Source organism: Terrilactibacillus tamarindi (assembly GCF_009718825.1).
GTDB classification, from domain to species: Bacteria; Bacillota; Bacilli; order Bacillales; family Sporolactobacillaceae; genus Terrilactibacillus; species Terrilactibacillus tamarindi.
This window is the reverse complement of sequence record NZ_WNHB01000008.1, coordinates 112,783-129,385: the sequence shown is the minus strand read 5'-3', so window position 1 is coordinate 129,385 and position 16,603 is coordinate 112,783. Positions and strand designations below refer to the sequence as shown.

Below are 16,603 nucleotides of genomic sequence, written 5' to 3'. Positions count from 1 at the left end.
GAATAGAAAAACCACTAGAGAAATCTAGTGGTTTAAACGATTCTTGATTATATGATTACCGCATGCCTAATAATTGTTTTACTTTTTTTAAGAAACCCGGTTTGTCGTCAATTGATAATAATGGAACCGTCTCACCTAGAATCCTTCGACCAATGTTACGATAAGCTAAAGAAGATTTTGATGAAGGATGTAAGGCAACTGGTTCTCCCTTGTTTGTTGCTGAGATAACAGCATCATCATCAATGACAATACCTAAGAGATCAATTGCTAGAATATTGATAATCTCATCAACTTCTAACATATCACCTGTTTTGATCATGTGACTTCTAATGCGATTAATGATCAATCGTGGTGAAGAAATGTTTTCTTCTTGTTCTAGTAAACCAACAATCCGATCTGCGTCACGAACGGATGAAATCTCGGGCGTGGTTACGACAATGGCATGATCTGCTCCTGCAATAGCATTTTTAAATCCTGATTCAATCCCAGCTGGGCAATCAATCACGACATAATCGTAATCCCGCTTTAATTCATCTATTATCCACTTCATTTGTTTTTGATCAACAGATGTTTTATCACTTGTCTGAGCCGCTGGAAGTAAAGTTAAATCTTCAAATCGTTTATCTTTAATCAATGCTTGATTTAATTTACAACGTCCTTGTGCTACATCAACAAGGTCATAAATAATTCGATTTTCAAGACCCATCACAACATCTAGGTTGCGAAGTCCGATATCTGTATCAACAAGACAAACCTTTTTCCCTTGAAGTGCAAGAACTGTCCCCAAGTTGGCTGTTGTTGTTGTTTTACCAACGCCGCCTTTTCCTGAAGTTACAACAATCGCTTCTCCCATGAATTAAAACACCCCTCTCGTAATTATTGCCACATAAACGCAAAATTTTTCTTTGATAGTGACTGAATACGGTCAATGACAATTTGATTGAGTGAGGAATCAATAAAAGCATACTCCATGGCATGATCTCTTTTATCAAATTCTTGATTATCATCTGAACGACTAATAACATCATCAATACGCAATTGAGTTGGCTTCATTACGGATGCAGCAATGATCGCTGATCTTTCGGAATTAACACCGGCATGTGCAATACCTCGTAAAACTCCCATTATATAGATATTTCCAGTTGCAATAACCTGTCCACCCGGGTTAACATCTCCAAAAAGCAAAAGGTTACCTTCCACTTCAAGAATTTGGCCAGAACGGACCATACGATGCATAGTCATCATTTTACTTTTTGCAAGTCTATCTTCACACTCAGCTTTTGTCATGACGTCTGATTCTATAGATGCCACAAAAAGTTTATCTTGTGAACGTATAATTTCAGTTAATTCTTTTTTTTGTTCTTGAGACAAATAGCGATGGCCTGTTTGTACTTTGACAGAGATAAGCGGACCGTCCTGATACGGTTTTTGGTTGTTTACTAGTTTATCTTTTAGCTCATGAATTAATCGATCATAAGCGCAATTTTCATCTAACTCTAGTATTAACCCATCTTTTTTCCCTTTAATCGTCACAAAAGGTTGTGTCTTTGACATAAGATCCGTTCACCTCAAAAAGATATATTCAACAAAACGCATATAAAATCCTTCTTTTTCAGTCGCTTGATTTATCAATTTTAAGTAAAAGTCGCCGAAATGGGTAATAAAAGAGAATGATAAAAACCCCATTCAGCAAAAGTGTCGCAGGAAGACGCCACTTAAAAAACTCTGTTAATGATTGATTCGTCACGCCTATGAGCGAATAGATCATATAGACTTCAAATTGAAAAACACTTATTCCAAGTAAAGTTAAAATTAAAACAATAAAGAGATTCAAATGGAATAATCTTGCCAAGTAACTGAAAAGATAAGCCGTTAGTCCTATACAGAAAGCATAGACACCTAGAATAGATGTATAAACCACGTCTGTAAGAAAACCAAATATAATACCATACAAAAGGCTAAGGTTACGGCTTAAGAAAAAGGACATAAACAGGATAAAAATAAAAACAAAGGTGGGAACCATTTGAATGGGTTTCCACTGAAAATCCGGCAAAAACACAGGCATAACAGATCCTTCAATGATTAACAGTAAAAAAAGGACGAAAAATAATTTTAAGTGTTTCATTTATTTATTCTCCGAATCCGTCGCTGCTGAACGAGCGGTTCTTTCAACAATCACGACATGATTTAAATCGTTAAAGTTTGCAGAGGGTTGAACTTGTGCAATCTTAGTTAATCCATACTGATCCGTTGTTACGCGAGTGATTTTCCCTATTGGGAGTCCACTTGGGAATAACTGGCTATATCCAGATGTCGTGACAATCTGTCCTTTTTTCACTTTCGATTTGATCGGGATCTTTTGAAATAAAAGCGTTCCATGTTTGCTGTCATAACCTTCTACCATACCATAAACATGATTGCTCATAGCTGAAATCTGATTTTGTTGTTCCGTATTTGTAAGTAAAATTACTTCACTCGTAAATTTACTTACTTTCCCTATTTTTCCGACCAAACCATCGGACGTAACCACAGCCATATCTGCCTTTATCCCATCATTCTCACCTTTATCTACGATAACAATTTGATTCCAACCATCATTAGAGCGACCGATAACAAGCGCAGGTAGTTTTTTGAAATCCGAAAGCTCCGGCATGTCACTTAAATTCATTTGTTTTTTTAAGTCTTGATAATCATGTTTTAAATCTCGATTTTCTTGTTTCACTCGTGCATAGTCACTTAAATTTTCCTTAAGAGCTTTATTTTCTTTATACGTATTTTCAATATCTTGGATAGTCCCAAAGAAACCCGCTACATAATGAGCGGGTCTATTAAAGATATATTGAAACAGTCCAACTGTATCGTGTGCAAATTGTTCAGGCCATGCCATCTGTTTTCTTTCTTTTATAGAATATCCGATGAGTGCACCCAGTACAATTATACTAGCTAGAAGAACAATAAGCCTTTTATTTGAAAAAAATGAAGGCAATAGAGACACCTACTTCTTATTCACTTTACTTTTTTCTTGTCGAAGAAATCCCTGCCTTCGACCGAAATAAATGTAAATTTTCTAATGATTTACCCGTTCCAATGGCTACACAATCCATTGGGTTATCCGCAACGATTACAGGCATTTTCGTTTCTTCGCTCAATACACGATCAAGATTTTTCAAAAGGGCACCACCGCCCGTTAACACAATCCCGCGGTCCATAATATCAGCAGCAAGTTCCGGTGGTGTATTTTCGAGTGTTGTTTTAACAGCTTCTACAATTTGCCCCACCGTGTCAGATAAGGCAGAAGCCACTTCTTTGGCTGTTATGTTAATCGTTTTAGGTAGACCCGTCAGGAGATCTCGTCCTCTAATTTCCATATCCTCATCTTCATCTGTTGGTCCGGCAGAACCAATTTGAAGTTTAAGGGCTTCAGACGTCCGTTCACCAATCATTAAATTATAATTTTTCTTGACATACTGAATGATATGTTCATCCATATCATCTCCGGCAATACGAATCGATTGGCATGTGACAATTCCACCGAGGGAAATAATTGCCACTTCGGTCGTACCTCCACCAATATCGACGACCATGCTCCCTGTCGGTTCCCATACCGGTAGATCAGCACCTACGGCTGCAGCAAAGGGTTCTTCAATTGTATAGGCTTCTTTCGCACCCGCTTGTTTAGTTGCGTCCTCAACTGCTCGTTTTTCTACTGCTGTAATACCGGAGGGTACACAAACCATGACATTCGGTTTGCGTGAGAAATAGGATCGTTTTTTTTGTGCCTCATTGATAAAATACTTCATCATAGTTGCCGTTGTTTCAAAGTCAGCGATGACGCCATCTTTCATTGGACGTACTGCAACAATATTTCCTGGTGTTCTTCCGATCATGTTCTTTGCTGGGTTACCTACTGCCTCAATTGTTCCAGTGTCCGTTCTGAGCGCCACAACGGATGGTTCTCGAACAACAACACCCTTTCCTTTAACATATACTAGGGTATTCGCCGTACCGAGGTCGATTCCCATATCTCTAGAAAATCCGCCAAACATCTATGTAATCTCCCTTCATGCTATAAGAGCTTGTTAAAAAGTATTAGCACTTTTTGACAACCGTTATAAAGCTCATAAATTTAATTATAGACTAATATTTTATAAAAAAACAGGGTTAAAATATACCTTTTTCTTTTAAACTAATAAATCGTTTATCGCCAATGATGATATGATCAAGAACATCAATTCCAATCATCTTACCACATTCTACAAGTCTTTTTGTAACAACAATATCCTCTTGACTTGGCGCCGGATCCCCACTTGGATGATTATGAAAACAGATCAAAGATGCAGCCGATCGACGAAAAGCCTCCTTAAACACTTCCCGTGGATGAACAATGGAGGCGTTAAGACTTCCAATAAAGATGGTTTTTCGATGAAGGACTTGATTTTTTGTATTCAAATAGACGCAAACGAAATGTTCTTGAGTTAGGAAACGCATGTCTTCCATGACATAGTTTGCCCCGTCTTCAGGTGAACGAATCGTATATCGTTCATTGTTTTTTTCTTGAAACATTCTTCTGCCAAGTTCAAGTGATGCAAGGATTTGGACAGCTTTGGCCTGGCCGACTCCTTTTACCTTTTGTAATTCTTGAACTGAGGCATTTTTCAAATAGGCAAGACCTTCAAAATGACACATGATCCTTTGAGATAGTTGAAGAACCGATTCGTGCTTTGAGCCCATTCTTAAAACAATCGCTAACAGTTCCGTATTAGACAGTGATTCCGCACCATCTCGTATGAGTCTTTCTCTTGGCCTTTCCTCTTTAGGAACGTCTCGAATCATTATATGATCATGCATAATATCAATTCCTCCTTCATCAACGACTATTTAGATCATTGACTTAACATAATAAAATGTTTGAGTCCTTCCAAATAGCATAGGATAAGGTGATGAAGGATGACAACTTAACAAAAGTATGATAAATGCATCGATAATCAAACAATTTTCGAGATATCAATTATATTTTCGACATAAATAAAGCTTTTATGAACTAAAATCTTAAAAAGCATTCAATTTTTGAAGAAAACTTGCCGGTTGTGGGGTCTATAAGGCGCCGACAAAGGCCTAGAAATAAAAACTTGATTATTTAACTTGCATGCAAAATTCTTTCATATTTTGACAAAGCTTGAATGATATTTTGCTCACATTGATAACCTCTTTGATCATTCCAGTCATCTTTCAGTGCATTAACTTGAATAATGGCATTGGTCAAATCGTTATAAAAGGATTTTATATCCCGCTGATTTTGTGATGACATAGTTTTAAGTTGGGTAGACGGAAGTTCCCACTTCACTTTTGAAACGGTCATTTTCTTTACTTTTTGTGATACGTCTGTCTTCCCACCGGATAGCCTCATGGTTTGAATAACAGACATAAGCTGCTGCACTAAGTCTTTTCCTTTGTACATAAAAGATGCAACAGCGTTATTTTTTAACAAAGTGGAATTATTATTTTTAATGGTGAACGATTTTGTATAAGTTGAGATATGTTTTTTCTTATATAGTTTGGCAAGTTGATCATTCTGTTTCTGATTCGTCGACATTTGTATCATGACGGAATATTGTCCGTTATTTTCAAATAGGGCTGCAGCTACTTTCTTCTTATTTAATTGTTTGATTTTTTTATTTGCTTGAGCAGAATCACTAAAAACCCCTGCTTGGATGACATACAGCTCTTGATTCAAATCATAGGTTTTTGAAGCTGCTTGTGCTTCGTTAGAGTTTGGCGTCCCATTTACAGTTTGTGCCTCCAACGCCTTTTTTGAACTTTCTTGTTGACCTGAAAAATACATAAGTAAAGAGAAGCCCAGACCGAGTCCTACAATGACAGCAGCAAAAATAGGAATCCATGAATTTAGTGATATTGTGGGTGAATTCGTCATATTTTTCTTTTTTTTAGCATACCCGTTGTGAACTTTTTTCCGCTTGGTTAGTGATTTTCTTTTTTTCTTGTTTAATTGGTAGTGTCGATTAAATTCGTGACCGGCTGCAAAATCCTCATTCTCTCTTTCTCTCTCTTTATAGGCATCTTGTTCTTCATGAAAAGACTCCCGCCAATTCAATGTTTTTTCAGACTGAGTAGCCGCTGTTTCCGAATTGACCCAATCACCCATGTCATGTTCTTTCCCATTGATCAAAATGGTAATATCCGGTCTTTTTTTATCTTTATCGAAAGTCATGAATGAACCATCCTTTCTGTTATTTGCAATTCCTTACCGAGCCATAAAAAGTCTTCAAAAATCTATTGAGATCAAATTGAATCTTCCCAGAATCTGAATGATCATAAGTCATCTCGCATAGGATGAGCTATACCTTTCCATAGTCCCTTCTAATTTAGATGGATTATTTAAAATACGGAAATCTAGCTTTGTTAACCAAGATTTCAATGTTGCTTAGGCACGTCCGTACAATAACATCTTCATTTTATAACGAAGAATATCATAAATAGACAAAAAAAAGACAAGACTTTTGTCGTCTTGTCCATAATTCTTTTCGTCAATGTTTTACACTTTTTGTATCTTAGTCTATTTTTTAAATGAATACAGAGTTAAATGACATATTGCCTGTACATTTTTAGCCGACCATCCACTAATTTCTAATTTGTTTATTGAAAATTCACGTTTTAACTTCTCAACATCATGGATGAATTCTTTGATATTTTGCTTATTCTTTGCTTGAATCGTTAAGGTATATGTGTTCCGGATCACATAGTCTGGTACATTAGAGCTTGATTCTTGATCACTTTTTATAATAGAAAGAGTCCCGATTTGATTTGCACTTGCGATGCGATGGACATCTACGAAAAATGTTTCGACATCAGGTGAGGAAGGGAGTGCCTTATTTACCGATAGATGATTCTCTTGTTTAGATGGCTTTTCTTTTGATAATTGTTGATAATGATCAATTGTTGCCTTTGTGTATGCTAAATCATCCTGCATCGGTATTAAAAATTTTAAGTAGAAAAGGACAAAACCAAACAGGATTAGACACATTGCTGCTATGGTGACCATCATCGTTTGTCTCATTTTCTATTGCTCCTTACTTTTCGGTAGTGTCAGCTCGATTTGAACAGAGTAGGTTCCATCCTGATTGGGCTTTGAATTCACCGCTTGATTCATAACGACATTTTCAAAAGATGCCTTTCTTAATCGATCGACATACGTCTTCATGTCATCAAAATGAGAAACCGTATAATTAATGGTGACTTTTGATGAGTCATAAGATATTAAATCAATCGTACTTCCCTTAGGTAATGGTTTATCTAAAGAGACAAGATTCGAATACAAACGAATTCGATTTTGTTCTAATGCCTCAAGCGCAGTTTCTGGCGTAACCTCTTCAGATCCAGGAGAAGATGGTTCTAATACAGATGCTTTGATGGAAGACAACCTGGCATGAGCCTCTGACAATTTGTGGTTTACTTTCCACGTATAAAAGCCTAGACCTGCCGCTGTTATAAGGCAAAAAATTATAAATCCAAAAACAAAGTATTTATATCCTTTAGGCGACTTTTTCTCATACGGTAATAAATTAATTTCAATCATAATTGTACCTGCTTTAGCGCTAGACCAAGCGGTATAAGATAATGGCTTGGTAAACTAGAATTAAGAAATTCAACATCCACTTGATCTTTATCATTCGTGACTGGAATTTGGATGACACTCTTTAAAACATCGACGTAAGCTTTTCGATTCGGATGGTTGCCAAAGACATCGATTTGAGAAACATGTTCTGCCCCTTCTTGAATCGTAAATTGGTAGAAGTTCAAGATCCGATCAATTTCCGTTGCAACATTAAAAATAGCTAAATCTTCCCCAGTCGAATCTAGGTCACTCCCTGATTCTAGAGGAATCTGGCGCATAAATAGTGGGATGCCTTGATCATAGATATAAATACTTGCACTCTTTTTTTCAAGTTGTATGGCCATACGATGAATAGGATCTTTCCTTTTAGTCATCCACTGAGCATAGCGGGTAAAACCGATGGCATTAATTTCTGCACTTATCGCTTTTAACCCTGAATCGTTTATTAATGTACGATATATTTCAACGGAATCTTTGTCACTAGCAATAAGGATCACTTTCGTTTGCACTGGGTCTCGATTCAACACATGAAAATCAAACACAGGATTTTCAAATGGAACTTGTACTTTATGACCCACTTCAATGTACAAATAATTTTGGATATCACCATCCGTCATTTGCCCAGGAAGCGTCATCACTCGCAAACTTACAAGTTCATCTGGTACGGCGAACACCACTTTTTTTCCTCTAATTTTGAGCGAACGAACCGCCTCTTTTAATTTTAATTTACAAGCAGATAAATCCGTTATTTTTCCACCTTCAATTAACCCATGATCAAGAGACATGTTATGATAGTGTAGGAGTGAAAGCTTTGATGACTTTTGTTTCATAACAACGAGTCGTATACTTTCATCAGAAAAAACTAGACCGATAACCACTTGTGATTGAAATAGAGTTGTTAATCTATGAAGCATTCCGACCATCCTCGTATAAAAGATTACTATCCTGAATTCAAATTACCTACAAGATCACCATAAAAATATATCCAAATATAGATGCAGCAGTTTCTCACCGAAGAAAAAGGCTGTTAACATCCCTAAAGCAATGAATGGACCAAATGGCAATGGCTTATTTCGTTTAAATTTACCTAACGCCATACCCATCATACCAATCACTGCACCATAAAACGTTGAAAAAAAGAACCCGAGCAAAATGATTTTCGTTCCTACTAACAAACCCATCACGGCAAAAAGGTTGATATCACCGCCGCCCATTCCTTTCCCGCGGCTCACAATGAAAATAAGCATGAGTAGTCCAAATCCAACTGCCATACCGAGAAGTGCATCCCACCATGGCTCAAGTCTTACAAAACATCGGAAAAGGAAAAAGAGAATGAAAAAGAAGACCATGATTTTGTCAGGTATCATCATTTTTGTGATATCTGTCACAAGAATAATCATTAGAATCGAGATGAGTAACCAGCCAACAACCATATCCGTTAAGGAAGGAGTGAAAAGAAAAGCTAATAAAAAAAGAATCCCTGTGCTAGCTTCAACGAACGGATACAATGGGGAAATTGGACTATGACACGTTCGACATTTCCCGCGCAATAATACATATGATAAGACCGGGACTAAATCAACAAAAGATAGCCGCCTACCGCACGACGGGCAGTGCGATGGCGGCGAAATGAGAGACTCACCTTCAAGGACGCGGAGCCCGACCACATTATAAAACGAGCCGAGACAAAGGCCGAGAATGAGAATATAGATGTCTATTAGGATAAACATATTATTTGGAACTAATTACCTTTATTGTATTTTATCAATTCAGATTCTTCGTAACCACCTGTACTTCTTTTAGGACCGTTTAAAGTTATACCTTTAATAATATAGTTTGCGTCTGTATCACTTATGTGAACGGCTACCGAGTAATTTTCATTTTTACTGATATCGCTAGATTTCTCTACATAAGGTGACAATTCAGTTTTACTAAGAGTTGTAGTTGAAGTAATATTATGTTCACCAACATATAGTTTTGCAGCATGAATAATAGTTAAAGCATCTTGAACAGCAGCCTTATCATTTGATTTTTTTATAATCGACGTAATACTCGGCACTGCAATCGCAGCAATTACAGCTAGAATCACAATAACGGCTAAGAGTTCAACTAATGTAAAACCTTTTTGATTCTTTTTGTTCATGAATTTTTTCAACATATTTCGTCCTCCTTATTACATGTTTTGGTATATTTGAAACATCGGGACGACAATCGACATCACGATGAATCCAACAACAATGGCCAGGACTAACATTAATACAGGTTCAATGAGGGCTTTCATCCGTTCAAGAAGACGAGAAACATCATCCTCATAGTACTTTGATACTTTGTCCAACATGGCGTCGAGTGTCCCCGTTCTTTCACCAATCGCTGTCATATGATGTATAATCCCTGGAAAGATCGGTTCACTTTTAAATGCTTCAGAAAGCGAAATACCTGATTCTAGCCTTCTACTGGAATTTTTAATGGCTCTTTGAATGGCTAGATTAGATGTGATTCTCTCAATCGATTTGAGTGCTTCAATGACAGGAACCGAACTTGATAAGAGCAAACTCAGCATCCAAAGTACCCGAGATAGTTCAGATTTATAGACTAATTGACCTATAATTGGTAATTTAATTATAGCATCATCTAGCCAATATTTACTAGATTTATTTTTATGTAAAAGGACAATTAAAAAAATAAATAGGAAAATAAACCCTAGCCAAATATACCAATCATGCCGCATCCAGTCACTGATTGATAGAGTCAATTGTGTGACGGCTGGCATTTGCTGATGAAGTCCTGAAAACATTTTTTTGAACATCGGAATAATAGAGATTAATAGAAAGGCAACGACTAAAATAGAGATAGCCAATACAAAAAGGGGATAAATCATCGCTGTCGTCATCTTTTGCCTTGATTGGTGTTGTTTCTCATAAAACGTCGCTAAATGATTCAGACTTTCTTCCAATCGACCACTCGTTTCTCCTGCACGTATCATTTGCACAATCATGGGGCTAAAAACGGATGGATATTTTTCAAAGGCATCTGAAAGAGCATGTCCCATTTCCAGTTCATCACTCATATCCTCAATGATTGATTTAAAATAGCGATTTTTCGTTTCTTGATCCGCCAATATCTGCAAAGTTTCGGCAACTGTAACCCCAGCTTTAATAATCGTGGCAAATTGGCGAAGAAAAACCACCTTCTCTTGTAATTTCACTTGGTGAAATATCGCAATATCCTTCATTAAGAGATTGGGCTTTCGCTCCGAAACGTCCTGAATAATTAATCCTTTGTCAACAATACGTTGGCCGGCTTGTTGCTTATTTTCCGCTTCTAATCTTCCACGTTTAAGTTTCCCAGAAGGGGTCATACCGACATATTCATAAAATGGCATTACTTTGACACCTTGCTTTCTGGCTCTATACTTTCATCTTTCTATACGAAAGATTCGATCGATTCCGATGCAATCAATCGTTTCATCACCATTTCTTTAATTGCATTAGCCATTGTCTGCATCCCTTGGGCACGATTCACCTGAATCACACTAGGAATTTGATAGATTTTCTTTTCACGTATTAAGTGGCTAATCGCTTGATTATTAATCATCAGTTCGATGGCTGCACGTCGCCCCTTATGATCTGGCGTCGGAAACAAACGCTGAGAAACAACCGTTACAAGTTCTGATGCTAGCTGAACACGTATTTGACCTTGTTGTTCGGCAGGAAAAATATCTATGATACGATCAATGGTTGAAACGGCGTCATTTGTATGTAACGTTGCTAGGACAAGGTGACCCGTTTCAGCTGCTGTAAGAGCCGTTCGAACAGTCTCCAAATCCCGCATTTCACCGACTAAAATGAGATCTGGATCTTGACGTAAGGCAGAACGTAATCCGAAGGCGAAAGAGTGGGTATCACTGCCTATTTCTCGTTGTTGAATGATGCACTTATTATGACTATGCAAATATTCAATAGGATCTTCAAGTGTAATAATATGCCGGCTCACGGTCCGGTTCAAATAATCAATGATCGCTGCAAGCGTCGTTGATTTTCCACTGCCCGTTGGACCTGTAACCAAAAATAAACCATGGGGCCTTAGGCAGAGAGTCTCTAATACGTTCGGTAATTCAAGGGATTGAAGAGTTGGAATTTCTCTTGGAATGACGCGAAATGCTAGACTATAACACGATCGCTGCCGGTAAGCATTCACACGAAATCGTGAGACTTTAGGAATGCTATACGAAAAATCAATTTCCCCATTGCATTCCAGCTGATCTAATTGCTTCTCATTTAAAATACTTTGAACCAATAACTCCGTGTCTTGTGGTTTAATACTTGGCGCATCTAATTGAATTAACTCTCCATTGATGCGGATGATCGGAGAGACACCTACGGACAAATGCAGATCAGATGCTTGTCGTGTGCATGCCGCTATAAGCCAGTCGTCCAATTGTTTTATCATGTATCTTCCCCCCGATCAACTCATAATTTTTAACAATTCATCGCATGTTGTTATTCCTTGTCTCACTTTGCTCAAACCATTTTCAAGCATCGTTTGCGCCCCAGATTCACGAATCATCTGTTGAATATGACGATATGTATGCTTTTCAATTAAGTGCTCTGATATTAAATCGGTCATTTCAACCATTTCGTGGACAGCTGTACGACCCATGTACCCAGTATGGTGACATAATTCACAGCCGGCACCTTTCATTAATTTTTCTGGACAAACTTGGCCAGCCTTTTCAAATAGTGCTCTCTCAACAGCACTTGGCGAATAAGGCTCACTACAATCTCGGCAAACCCGTCTCACTAAACGTTGAGCAATCACACCACTCAGTGATGCAGCCACAAGAAATGGGTCAATCCCCATATCAATGAGCCTGTAGATGGTTGTGGGTACATCTGTCGTATGCAATGTACTTAGGACAAGATGACCGGTTAACGAAGCACGAATCGTAATTTCAGCCGTCTCTGAATCACGGATCTCACCCAGCATGATAATATTTGGGTCTTGCCTTAAAATAGCCCGTAACCCTGTTGCAAAGGTGAGGCCTATTTTTGCGTTCATTTGGATTTGATTTATCCCATGAATCTGATACTCCACGGGATCTTCAATTGTAATGATATTTTTCGTTTCGGTATTTAAATGATTTAAAGCCGCATACAGTGTAGACGTTTTTCCTGAGCCTGTAGGTCCGGTAATTAAAATGAGACCCGTTGGCCTGGAAATCATTTTTTCAAATTGCTTCGCTTGTCTTTCTGTGAAACCCACATTTGGAATTTTCAACAGAAGATCTTCTGTATTTAGTAGCCTTAGAACCATCTTTTCACCAAACAAGGTAGGGAGTGTTGAGATACGTAAATCAATCCGTCTCTTTGCAATATTCACGGTTACTCTGCCATCTTGTGGCAGTCTTTTTTCTGTAATATCCAATTGACTGATGACTTTTATTCGCGTCGTTAGAATACTAAGTAATTCTTTAGGAAATGTTCGGTAGACCTGGAGTTCACCATCTATACGAAATCGAATCGTGATACTATGTTCACCAGGATCAATATGAATGTCACTTGCGCGTTGTTCCACCGCACTAAGTAGAGTTTGGTTAATCATCCTGACGATGGGTGAATCGTCTTGTATTCCATTTTCCACTGGTAATTCTTCCATTGGTGCTGCATTCACTCGAACAGAGGATAATAATTCATCGACTGGATTGTCGTCATCGTAGAGGCGATTGATTGTTTTTGTAATCTCACTGGGAAGTGCAAGAACAACATCCACTTTAAAACCGGTTATCATCTGTAAGTCCTCAATGGCGTAAAAGTCTAGAGGATTGGCCATGGCCACTCGCAATCGATCTTCTTTTCTGTCAATCGGCAAGAGTTCATTTCTTTTAGCAAAATCTTTGTCGATTAAATTAACCATCTGAGGATCAATCATGACATTCGATAATTTCACCTGAGGGATTCCGAGTTGAATTTCTAGTATTTCAAGAAGTTGCTGCTCAGAAAGGTAACCACGTTCAATGAGGGCATGACCCAACTTTTGTGACGGTCTCTTTTGTTCCAAAGTAGTTGCTAACTGCTCTTGGTTAATTAATCCCGCCTCAACGAGCAAATCTCCTAAACGGCGACGTTGTCTGACCATACATGCGTCCTCCAATGATTTAAGTTGTAAAAATAAGACAAACAGTCATTTTGTCCCACTTATTTCAGTTTTCATTCTCCACTGATCGTAAGCCTGAACCAATCAGGCATGGGCACTTGTCCCCACCAAGGAATGGTTGATTATACCCATGACCTTGAGGAGGAAGTTCAAAAAGTCACCAAATGATAAGCTGCGAATCTCGGGCGCTTTCCAAGAGGATCTTCAACTAAAATCGCTCACATCCTGTGGCGGGCGTTGAAGCCACCACATCCTATGGAAGTCCGGTCCTCATGTAGTAAAAACCTACATTCCGGTCCTCAAAACAGCGCCGCCTTGACCTTCTTGCTTCTAATTTGTCACCTTTTTAAACACGTATTTTAAGTGCGGCCAATGCTCCCGGTTCTTGCGGGATATAATAAAATAGTCTTTTCAATTATCTATTAACATAGTAAAATTGAGACAAAAGTAGGTATTCGAAAGGTAATGTACTATGACATGTAACGACAAAGGGATGACCTTAATAGAAATCCTTGCCGCCATCACACTGCTCTCTGTTGTACTTATCAGTTTTGCTTCTTTTTTTATTCAGAGTGGCCGGGTTACGACATTTAATGGTGTGAAAAGCACGGCACTCCAGCTCGCCCAAAATCAAATTTCAAAGACGACATACGCTGGTTCCACTTTGGGGTGTTCTACTCAATCTATCTCTTCACCCACGCCTGTTCCTCAAGGTAGTAAGTGTATCGTCAACCTTACTAAACAAGTCAGTGACAACCATACTTATCAGCTCTATACCTATCTTTTAGAACCGTCAAATAACACTAATTTATCAACATATGTTGTTAGATCTTACTATAGCAATACCAATTATGTAGAACTATATAACTATTATACTGCAAAGCAGAATTAAGGGATATGATAAATTTATGAAACGTGACACTAAAGGAATGACTTTAGTAGAGTTACTCGCCGTTCTCACTCTTTTTTCCGTTCTTTCCATTTTGATATTTGGGCTCTATCAATTGGGTATCCGGTCATATCATCGAAATGTCACGACAACTATGATCCAGCAAGATAGTGATCTTGTCTTATCTCGTCTAACAACCGCTTTTCGTCATAAAAATAGTCGCCCTTTTCAACTATCGGTCTCTTCTGATGGCAAACTGATGATTACTTATACAAAAAATAATCAGACCAACGTTATTTCAGGCGATGATTTTATTTATAGTGGAACGAGTTCGCCGCAAACCATCGATCAAAGTACGGCAACGATTGACATGAACTATATCGTAAAACCTAGAGACTCACAGGATCAGGATAAAACGTTTCACTTAAAAACATCACTAACTTTCCCTTGGAAGGAAACTGAACAGAAGGATGGATCTCAATGAAACGATTTGTTCCTCAATCGAATAATGAAAAAGGTTCAGCCCTTCTCATGACTCTCCTTGTTCTTATGGTTTTCTCCATATTAGGATTAGCAATTGTCACCATGAGTTTTAATCATACGAAACAAGTCGGACATCAAATTGAACAAACTCAAGCAACGGGTGCTGCTGAAATGGGCCTCAAAGCTTTTAACGTGAAAATCGACGATGTAACAGCTGATCTAAAAAATCACTTACCAGAGACATTTAATCAATTTCAAAGTTTGCTTAATACAAACAAGCCGAGTCAACTTTCAAGTGATTTCACCCTTCAAGGGCATCCTTCCTACCAAGTTTCCATCGAAAATATAGCTGCATCTTCTAATAAGATAACTTGGACAATCAAAAGCACAGGAAAAGTACAAAATAGTGAAAAGAGTATTACACAAGACAAAACATTTATTTACGAACAAGAAACAAGCTCTGGAAATAGTCCAGGTGGAGGTCAATCGAATAGGACTCCAGACTATATGGGGCTGTCGCTTCCATATATCGAGGGAAGTGTTATTATTGATGGGAATTGGGCTTGCAAGAAAAATGATAACGTCTATATAAATGGGGCTTCAGAATGCGTCGGTGAAACTCATCAGACGGTAGATATATCATCTTTTAAGCATTTATTTGAACAGATGCCTATGACATTGCCATCTGCAAATCCTTTACCTCAGGCATCGACAATAAACAACCCTCATATTATCAAAAATAAATTTTCTGATAACGTTAATTTTACCAATGGATTAGATATTGATAACGATACGACCTTTGAGAAAAGTGTGTACGTCAAAGGCAACTTAGACATAAATGGGAAGGCTACATTCAAAGGAGATGTTTACGTTGATGGTCCTGTCACATTATCAACTGATACAACGATTAATGGAAATGTATATATTGATGGTGCTTTAACTATAAATAAAGACGTAGATGCCGTATTTAATGGCCATGTAAGATTGAATCAACAAATTCACCTAGGCAAAGACAGTCATATCACGTTTATGAAAAATACGATGATTTATGGTGACCTAAATAATACAAATGGAAAAGTAACATGTATGGGTAACCTCTATTTAGATGGTTCATTAGATTATAGGGGTGGAGATCGTTTTGAAGGTTATGTCTTTATAAACCATTCCATAGATCGAAGTAACGATGGAACGAGTTGGGATGAAGAAGTGACTTTTACACGAACGGTCTATTCAAATGGAGAATTTAATCCCAAAAGCAATAAATCCCCTGTTTATTTTAATCAAGGTGTTGTTATTAAGGGAAACTCCACAATCAAAACAAGTAATCATGGGAAAATCGTTTTTGGTCCTTTAAAACGCGGTGCTTCCACCCCGACGACCAAACCTACGCTTACCGTCACCACAACGAATACAACCTATCAATAGCCCTAAAAAACCCCACTGAA

18 protein-coding genes are annotated in these 16,603 nt (G+C 37.9%); 3 read left to right on the top strand and 15 right to left on the bottom strand.

Annotation, left to right across the window (positions count from 1 at the left end; translation table 11 throughout):
• Positions 1 to 55 precede the first annotated feature (55 nt).
• From minD to GMB86_RS06930, 15 genes are all read right to left on the bottom strand, one after another.
• A complete protein-coding gene (gene minD / locus GMB86_RS07000; protein WP_155218089.1) occupies positions 56 to 853 on the bottom strand; it encodes a septum site-determining protein MinD in 798 nt (265 codons plus the stop codon).
• 23 nt (positions 854 to 876) lie between these two features.
• Positions 877 to 1,554, bottom strand: coding sequence for a septum site-determining protein MinC (gene minC, locus GMB86_RS06995; RefSeq protein WP_155218087.1), 678 nt, complete (start codon positions 1,552 to 1,554; stop codon positions 877 to 879).
• Positions 1,555 to 1,612: 58 nt separating this feature from the next.
• Positions 1,613 to 2,125, bottom strand: a complete 513-nt coding sequence (mreD, locus tag GMB86_RS06990; protein WP_155218085.1) for a rod shape-determining protein MreD — start codon at positions 2,123 to 2,125, stop codon at positions 1,613 to 1,615.
• Complete coding sequence (gene mreC, locus GMB86_RS06985) at positions 2,126 to 2,995, bottom strand: rod shape-determining protein MreC (RefSeq protein ID WP_329602793.1); 870 nt, start codon at positions 2,993 to 2,995, stop codon at positions 2,126 to 2,128. It abuts the gene before it with no gap.
• 16 nt (positions 2,996 to 3,011) lie between these two features.
• Positions 3,012 to 4,046: a rod shape-determining protein gene (locus GMB86_RS06980; RefSeq protein WP_155218081.1), complete on the bottom strand. Its 1,035-nt coding sequence runs from the start codon at positions 4,044 to 4,046 to the stop codon at positions 3,012 to 3,014.
• Between the two features lie 115 nt (positions 4,047 to 4,161).
• Positions 4,162 to 4,848, bottom strand: coding sequence for a RadC family protein (gene radC / locus GMB86_RS06975; protein WP_329602792.1), 687 nt, complete (start codon positions 4,846 to 4,848; stop codon positions 4,162 to 4,164).
• 289 nt (positions 4,849 to 5,137) lie between these two features.
• Positions 5,138 to 6,229: an SPOR domain-containing protein gene (locus GMB86_RS06970; RefSeq protein WP_155218079.1), complete on the bottom strand. Its 1,092-nt coding sequence runs from the start codon at positions 6,227 to 6,229 to the stop codon at positions 5,138 to 5,140.
• Between the two features lie 345 nt (positions 6,230 to 6,574).
• The gene (gene pilO, locus GMB86_RS06965; RefSeq protein WP_155218077.1) at positions 6,575 to 7,075 is read right to left on the bottom strand and encodes a type 4a pilus biogenesis protein PilO; all 501 of its coding nucleotides are present in this window, start codon (positions 7,073 to 7,075) and stop codon (positions 6,575 to 6,577) included.
• 3 nt (positions 7,076 to 7,078) lie between these two features.
• Positions 7,079 to 7,594 carry a PilN domain-containing protein gene (locus tag GMB86_RS06960; protein WP_155218075.1) on the bottom strand — a complete coding sequence of 172 codons (516 nt, stop codon included), beginning with the start codon at positions 7,592 to 7,594 and terminating at the stop codon, positions 7,079 to 7,081.
• The gene (pilM, locus tag GMB86_RS06955) at positions 7,591 to 8,547 is read right to left on the bottom strand and encodes a type IV pilus biogenesis protein PilM (protein ID WP_196220147.1); all 957 of its coding nucleotides are present in this window, start codon (positions 8,545 to 8,547) and stop codon (positions 7,591 to 7,593) included. The genes GMB86_RS06960 and pilM overlap by 4 nt, the downstream gene beginning before the upstream one ends.
• Before the next feature lie 54 nt (positions 8,548 to 8,601).
• Positions 8,602 to 9,363 (bottom strand): prepilin peptidase, encoded by a 762-nt coding sequence (locus GMB86_RS06950; protein WP_155218071.1) that lies wholly within the window; start codon positions 9,361 to 9,363, stop codon positions 8,602 to 8,604.
• A gap of 11 nt (positions 9,364 to 9,374) precedes the next feature.
• Entirely contained in the window at positions 9,375 to 9,791 is a 417-nt protein-coding gene (locus GMB86_RS15950) for a type IV pilin protein (RefSeq protein ID WP_155218069.1), read from the bottom strand.
• Between the two features lie 15 nt (positions 9,792 to 9,806).
• Positions 9,807 to 11,015, bottom strand: coding sequence for a type II secretion system F family protein (locus GMB86_RS06940; RefSeq protein WP_155218067.1), 1,209 nt, complete (start codon positions 11,013 to 11,015; stop codon positions 9,807 to 9,809).
• A 41-nt stretch (positions 11,016 to 11,056) separates the two neighbouring features.
• Entirely contained in the window at positions 11,057 to 12,082 is a 1,026-nt protein-coding gene (locus GMB86_RS06935; protein ID WP_155218065.1) for a type IV pilus twitching motility protein PilT, read from the bottom strand.
• A 15-nt stretch (positions 12,083 to 12,097) separates the two neighbouring features.
• Positions 12,098 to 13,768, bottom strand: a complete 1,671-nt coding sequence (locus tag GMB86_RS06930) for a GspE/PulE family protein (protein ID WP_155218063.1) — start codon at positions 13,766 to 13,768, stop codon at positions 12,098 to 12,100.
• Positions 13,769 to 14,258: 490 nt separating this feature from the next.
• Between GMB86_RS06930 and GMB86_RS06925 the strand changes: the two genes are divergently transcribed.
• Genes GMB86_RS06925 through GMB86_RS06915 form a run of 3 tightly spaced genes read left to right on the top strand, consistent with a single transcriptional unit; the run spans position 14,259 to position 16,583 of the window.
• The gene (locus tag GMB86_RS06925; RefSeq protein ID WP_155218061.1) at positions 14,259 to 14,678 is read left to right on the top strand and encodes a prepilin-type N-terminal cleavage/methylation domain-containing protein; all 420 of its coding nucleotides are present in this window, start codon (positions 14,259 to 14,261) and stop codon (positions 14,676 to 14,678) included.
• A gap of 16 nt (positions 14,679 to 14,694) precedes the next feature.
• Positions 14,695 to 15,159 (top strand): PulJ/GspJ family protein, encoded by a 465-nt coding sequence (locus GMB86_RS06920; protein ID WP_155218059.1) that lies wholly within the window; start codon positions 14,695 to 14,697, stop codon positions 15,157 to 15,159.
• The gene (locus tag GMB86_RS06915; RefSeq protein ID WP_155218057.1) at positions 15,156 to 16,583 is read left to right on the top strand and encodes a PilX N-terminal domain-containing pilus assembly protein; all 1,428 of its coding nucleotides are present in this window, start codon (positions 15,156 to 15,158) and stop codon (positions 16,581 to 16,583) included. The genes GMB86_RS06920 and GMB86_RS06915 overlap by 4 nt, the downstream gene beginning before the upstream one ends.
• The last annotated feature ends 20 nt before the right edge of the window (positions 16,584 to 16,603 follow it).

Bases quoted from the DNA above. Each gene is read 5' to 3' on its own strand.
- minD (WP_155218089.1), bottom strand. From the start codon at position 853: ATGGGAGAAGCGATTGTTGTAACTTCAGGAAAAGGCGGCGTTGGTAAA.
- minC (WP_155218087.1), bottom strand. From the start codon at position 1,554: ATGTCAAAGACACAACCTTTTGTGACGATTAAAGGGAAAAAAGATGGG.
- mreD (WP_155218085.1), bottom strand. From the start codon at position 2,125: ATGAAACACTTAAAATTATTTTTCGTCCTTTTTTTACTGTTAATCATT.
- GMB86_RS06980 (WP_155218081.1), bottom strand. From the start codon at position 4,046: ATGTTTGGCGGATTTTCTAGAGATATGGGAATCGACCTCGGTACGGCG.
- radC (WP_329602792.1), bottom strand. From the start codon at position 4,848: ATGCATGATCATATAATGATTCGAGACGTTCCTAAAGAGGAAAGGCCA.
- GMB86_RS06970 (WP_155218079.1), bottom strand. From the start codon at position 6,229: ATGACTTTCGATAAAGATAAAAAAAGACCGGATATTACCATTTTGATC.
- pilO (WP_155218077.1), bottom strand. From the start codon at position 7,075: ATGAGACAAACGATGATGGTCACCATAGCAGCAATGTGTCTAATCCTG.
- GMB86_RS06960 (WP_155218075.1), bottom strand. From the start codon at position 7,594: ATGATTGAAATTAATTTATTACCGTATGAGAAAAAGTCGCCTAAAGGA.
- pilM (WP_196220147.1), bottom strand. From the start codon at position 8,547: ATGCTTCATAGATTAACAACTCTATTTCAATCACAAGTGGTTATCGGT.
- GMB86_RS06950 (WP_155218071.1), bottom strand. From the start codon at position 9,363: ATGTTTATCCTAATAGACATCTATATTCTCATTCTCGGCCTTTGTCTC.
- GMB86_RS15950 (WP_155218069.1), bottom strand. From the start codon at position 9,791: ATGTTGAAAAAATTCATGAACAAAAAGAATCAAAAAGGTTTTACATTA.
- GMB86_RS06940 (WP_155218067.1), bottom strand. From the start codon at position 11,015: ATGCCATTTTATGAATATGTCGGTATGACCCCTTCTGGGAAACTTAAA.
- GMB86_RS06935 (WP_155218065.1), bottom strand. From the start codon at position 12,082: ATGATAAAACAATTGGACGACTGGCTTATAGCGGCATGCACACGACAA.
- GMB86_RS06930 (WP_155218063.1), bottom strand. From the start codon at position 13,768: ATGGTCAGACAACGTCGCCGTTTAGGAGATTTGCTCGTTGAGGCGGGA.
- GMB86_RS06925 (WP_155218061.1), top strand. From the start codon at position 14,259: ATGACATGTAACGACAAAGGGATGACCTTAATAGAAATCCTTGCCGCC.
- GMB86_RS06920 (WP_155218059.1), top strand. From the start codon at position 14,695: ATGAAACGTGACACTAAAGGAATGACTTTAGTAGAGTTACTCGCCGTT.
- GMB86_RS06915 (WP_155218057.1), top strand. From the start codon at position 15,156: ATGAAACGATTTGTTCCTCAATCGAATAATGAAAAAGGTTCAGCCCTT.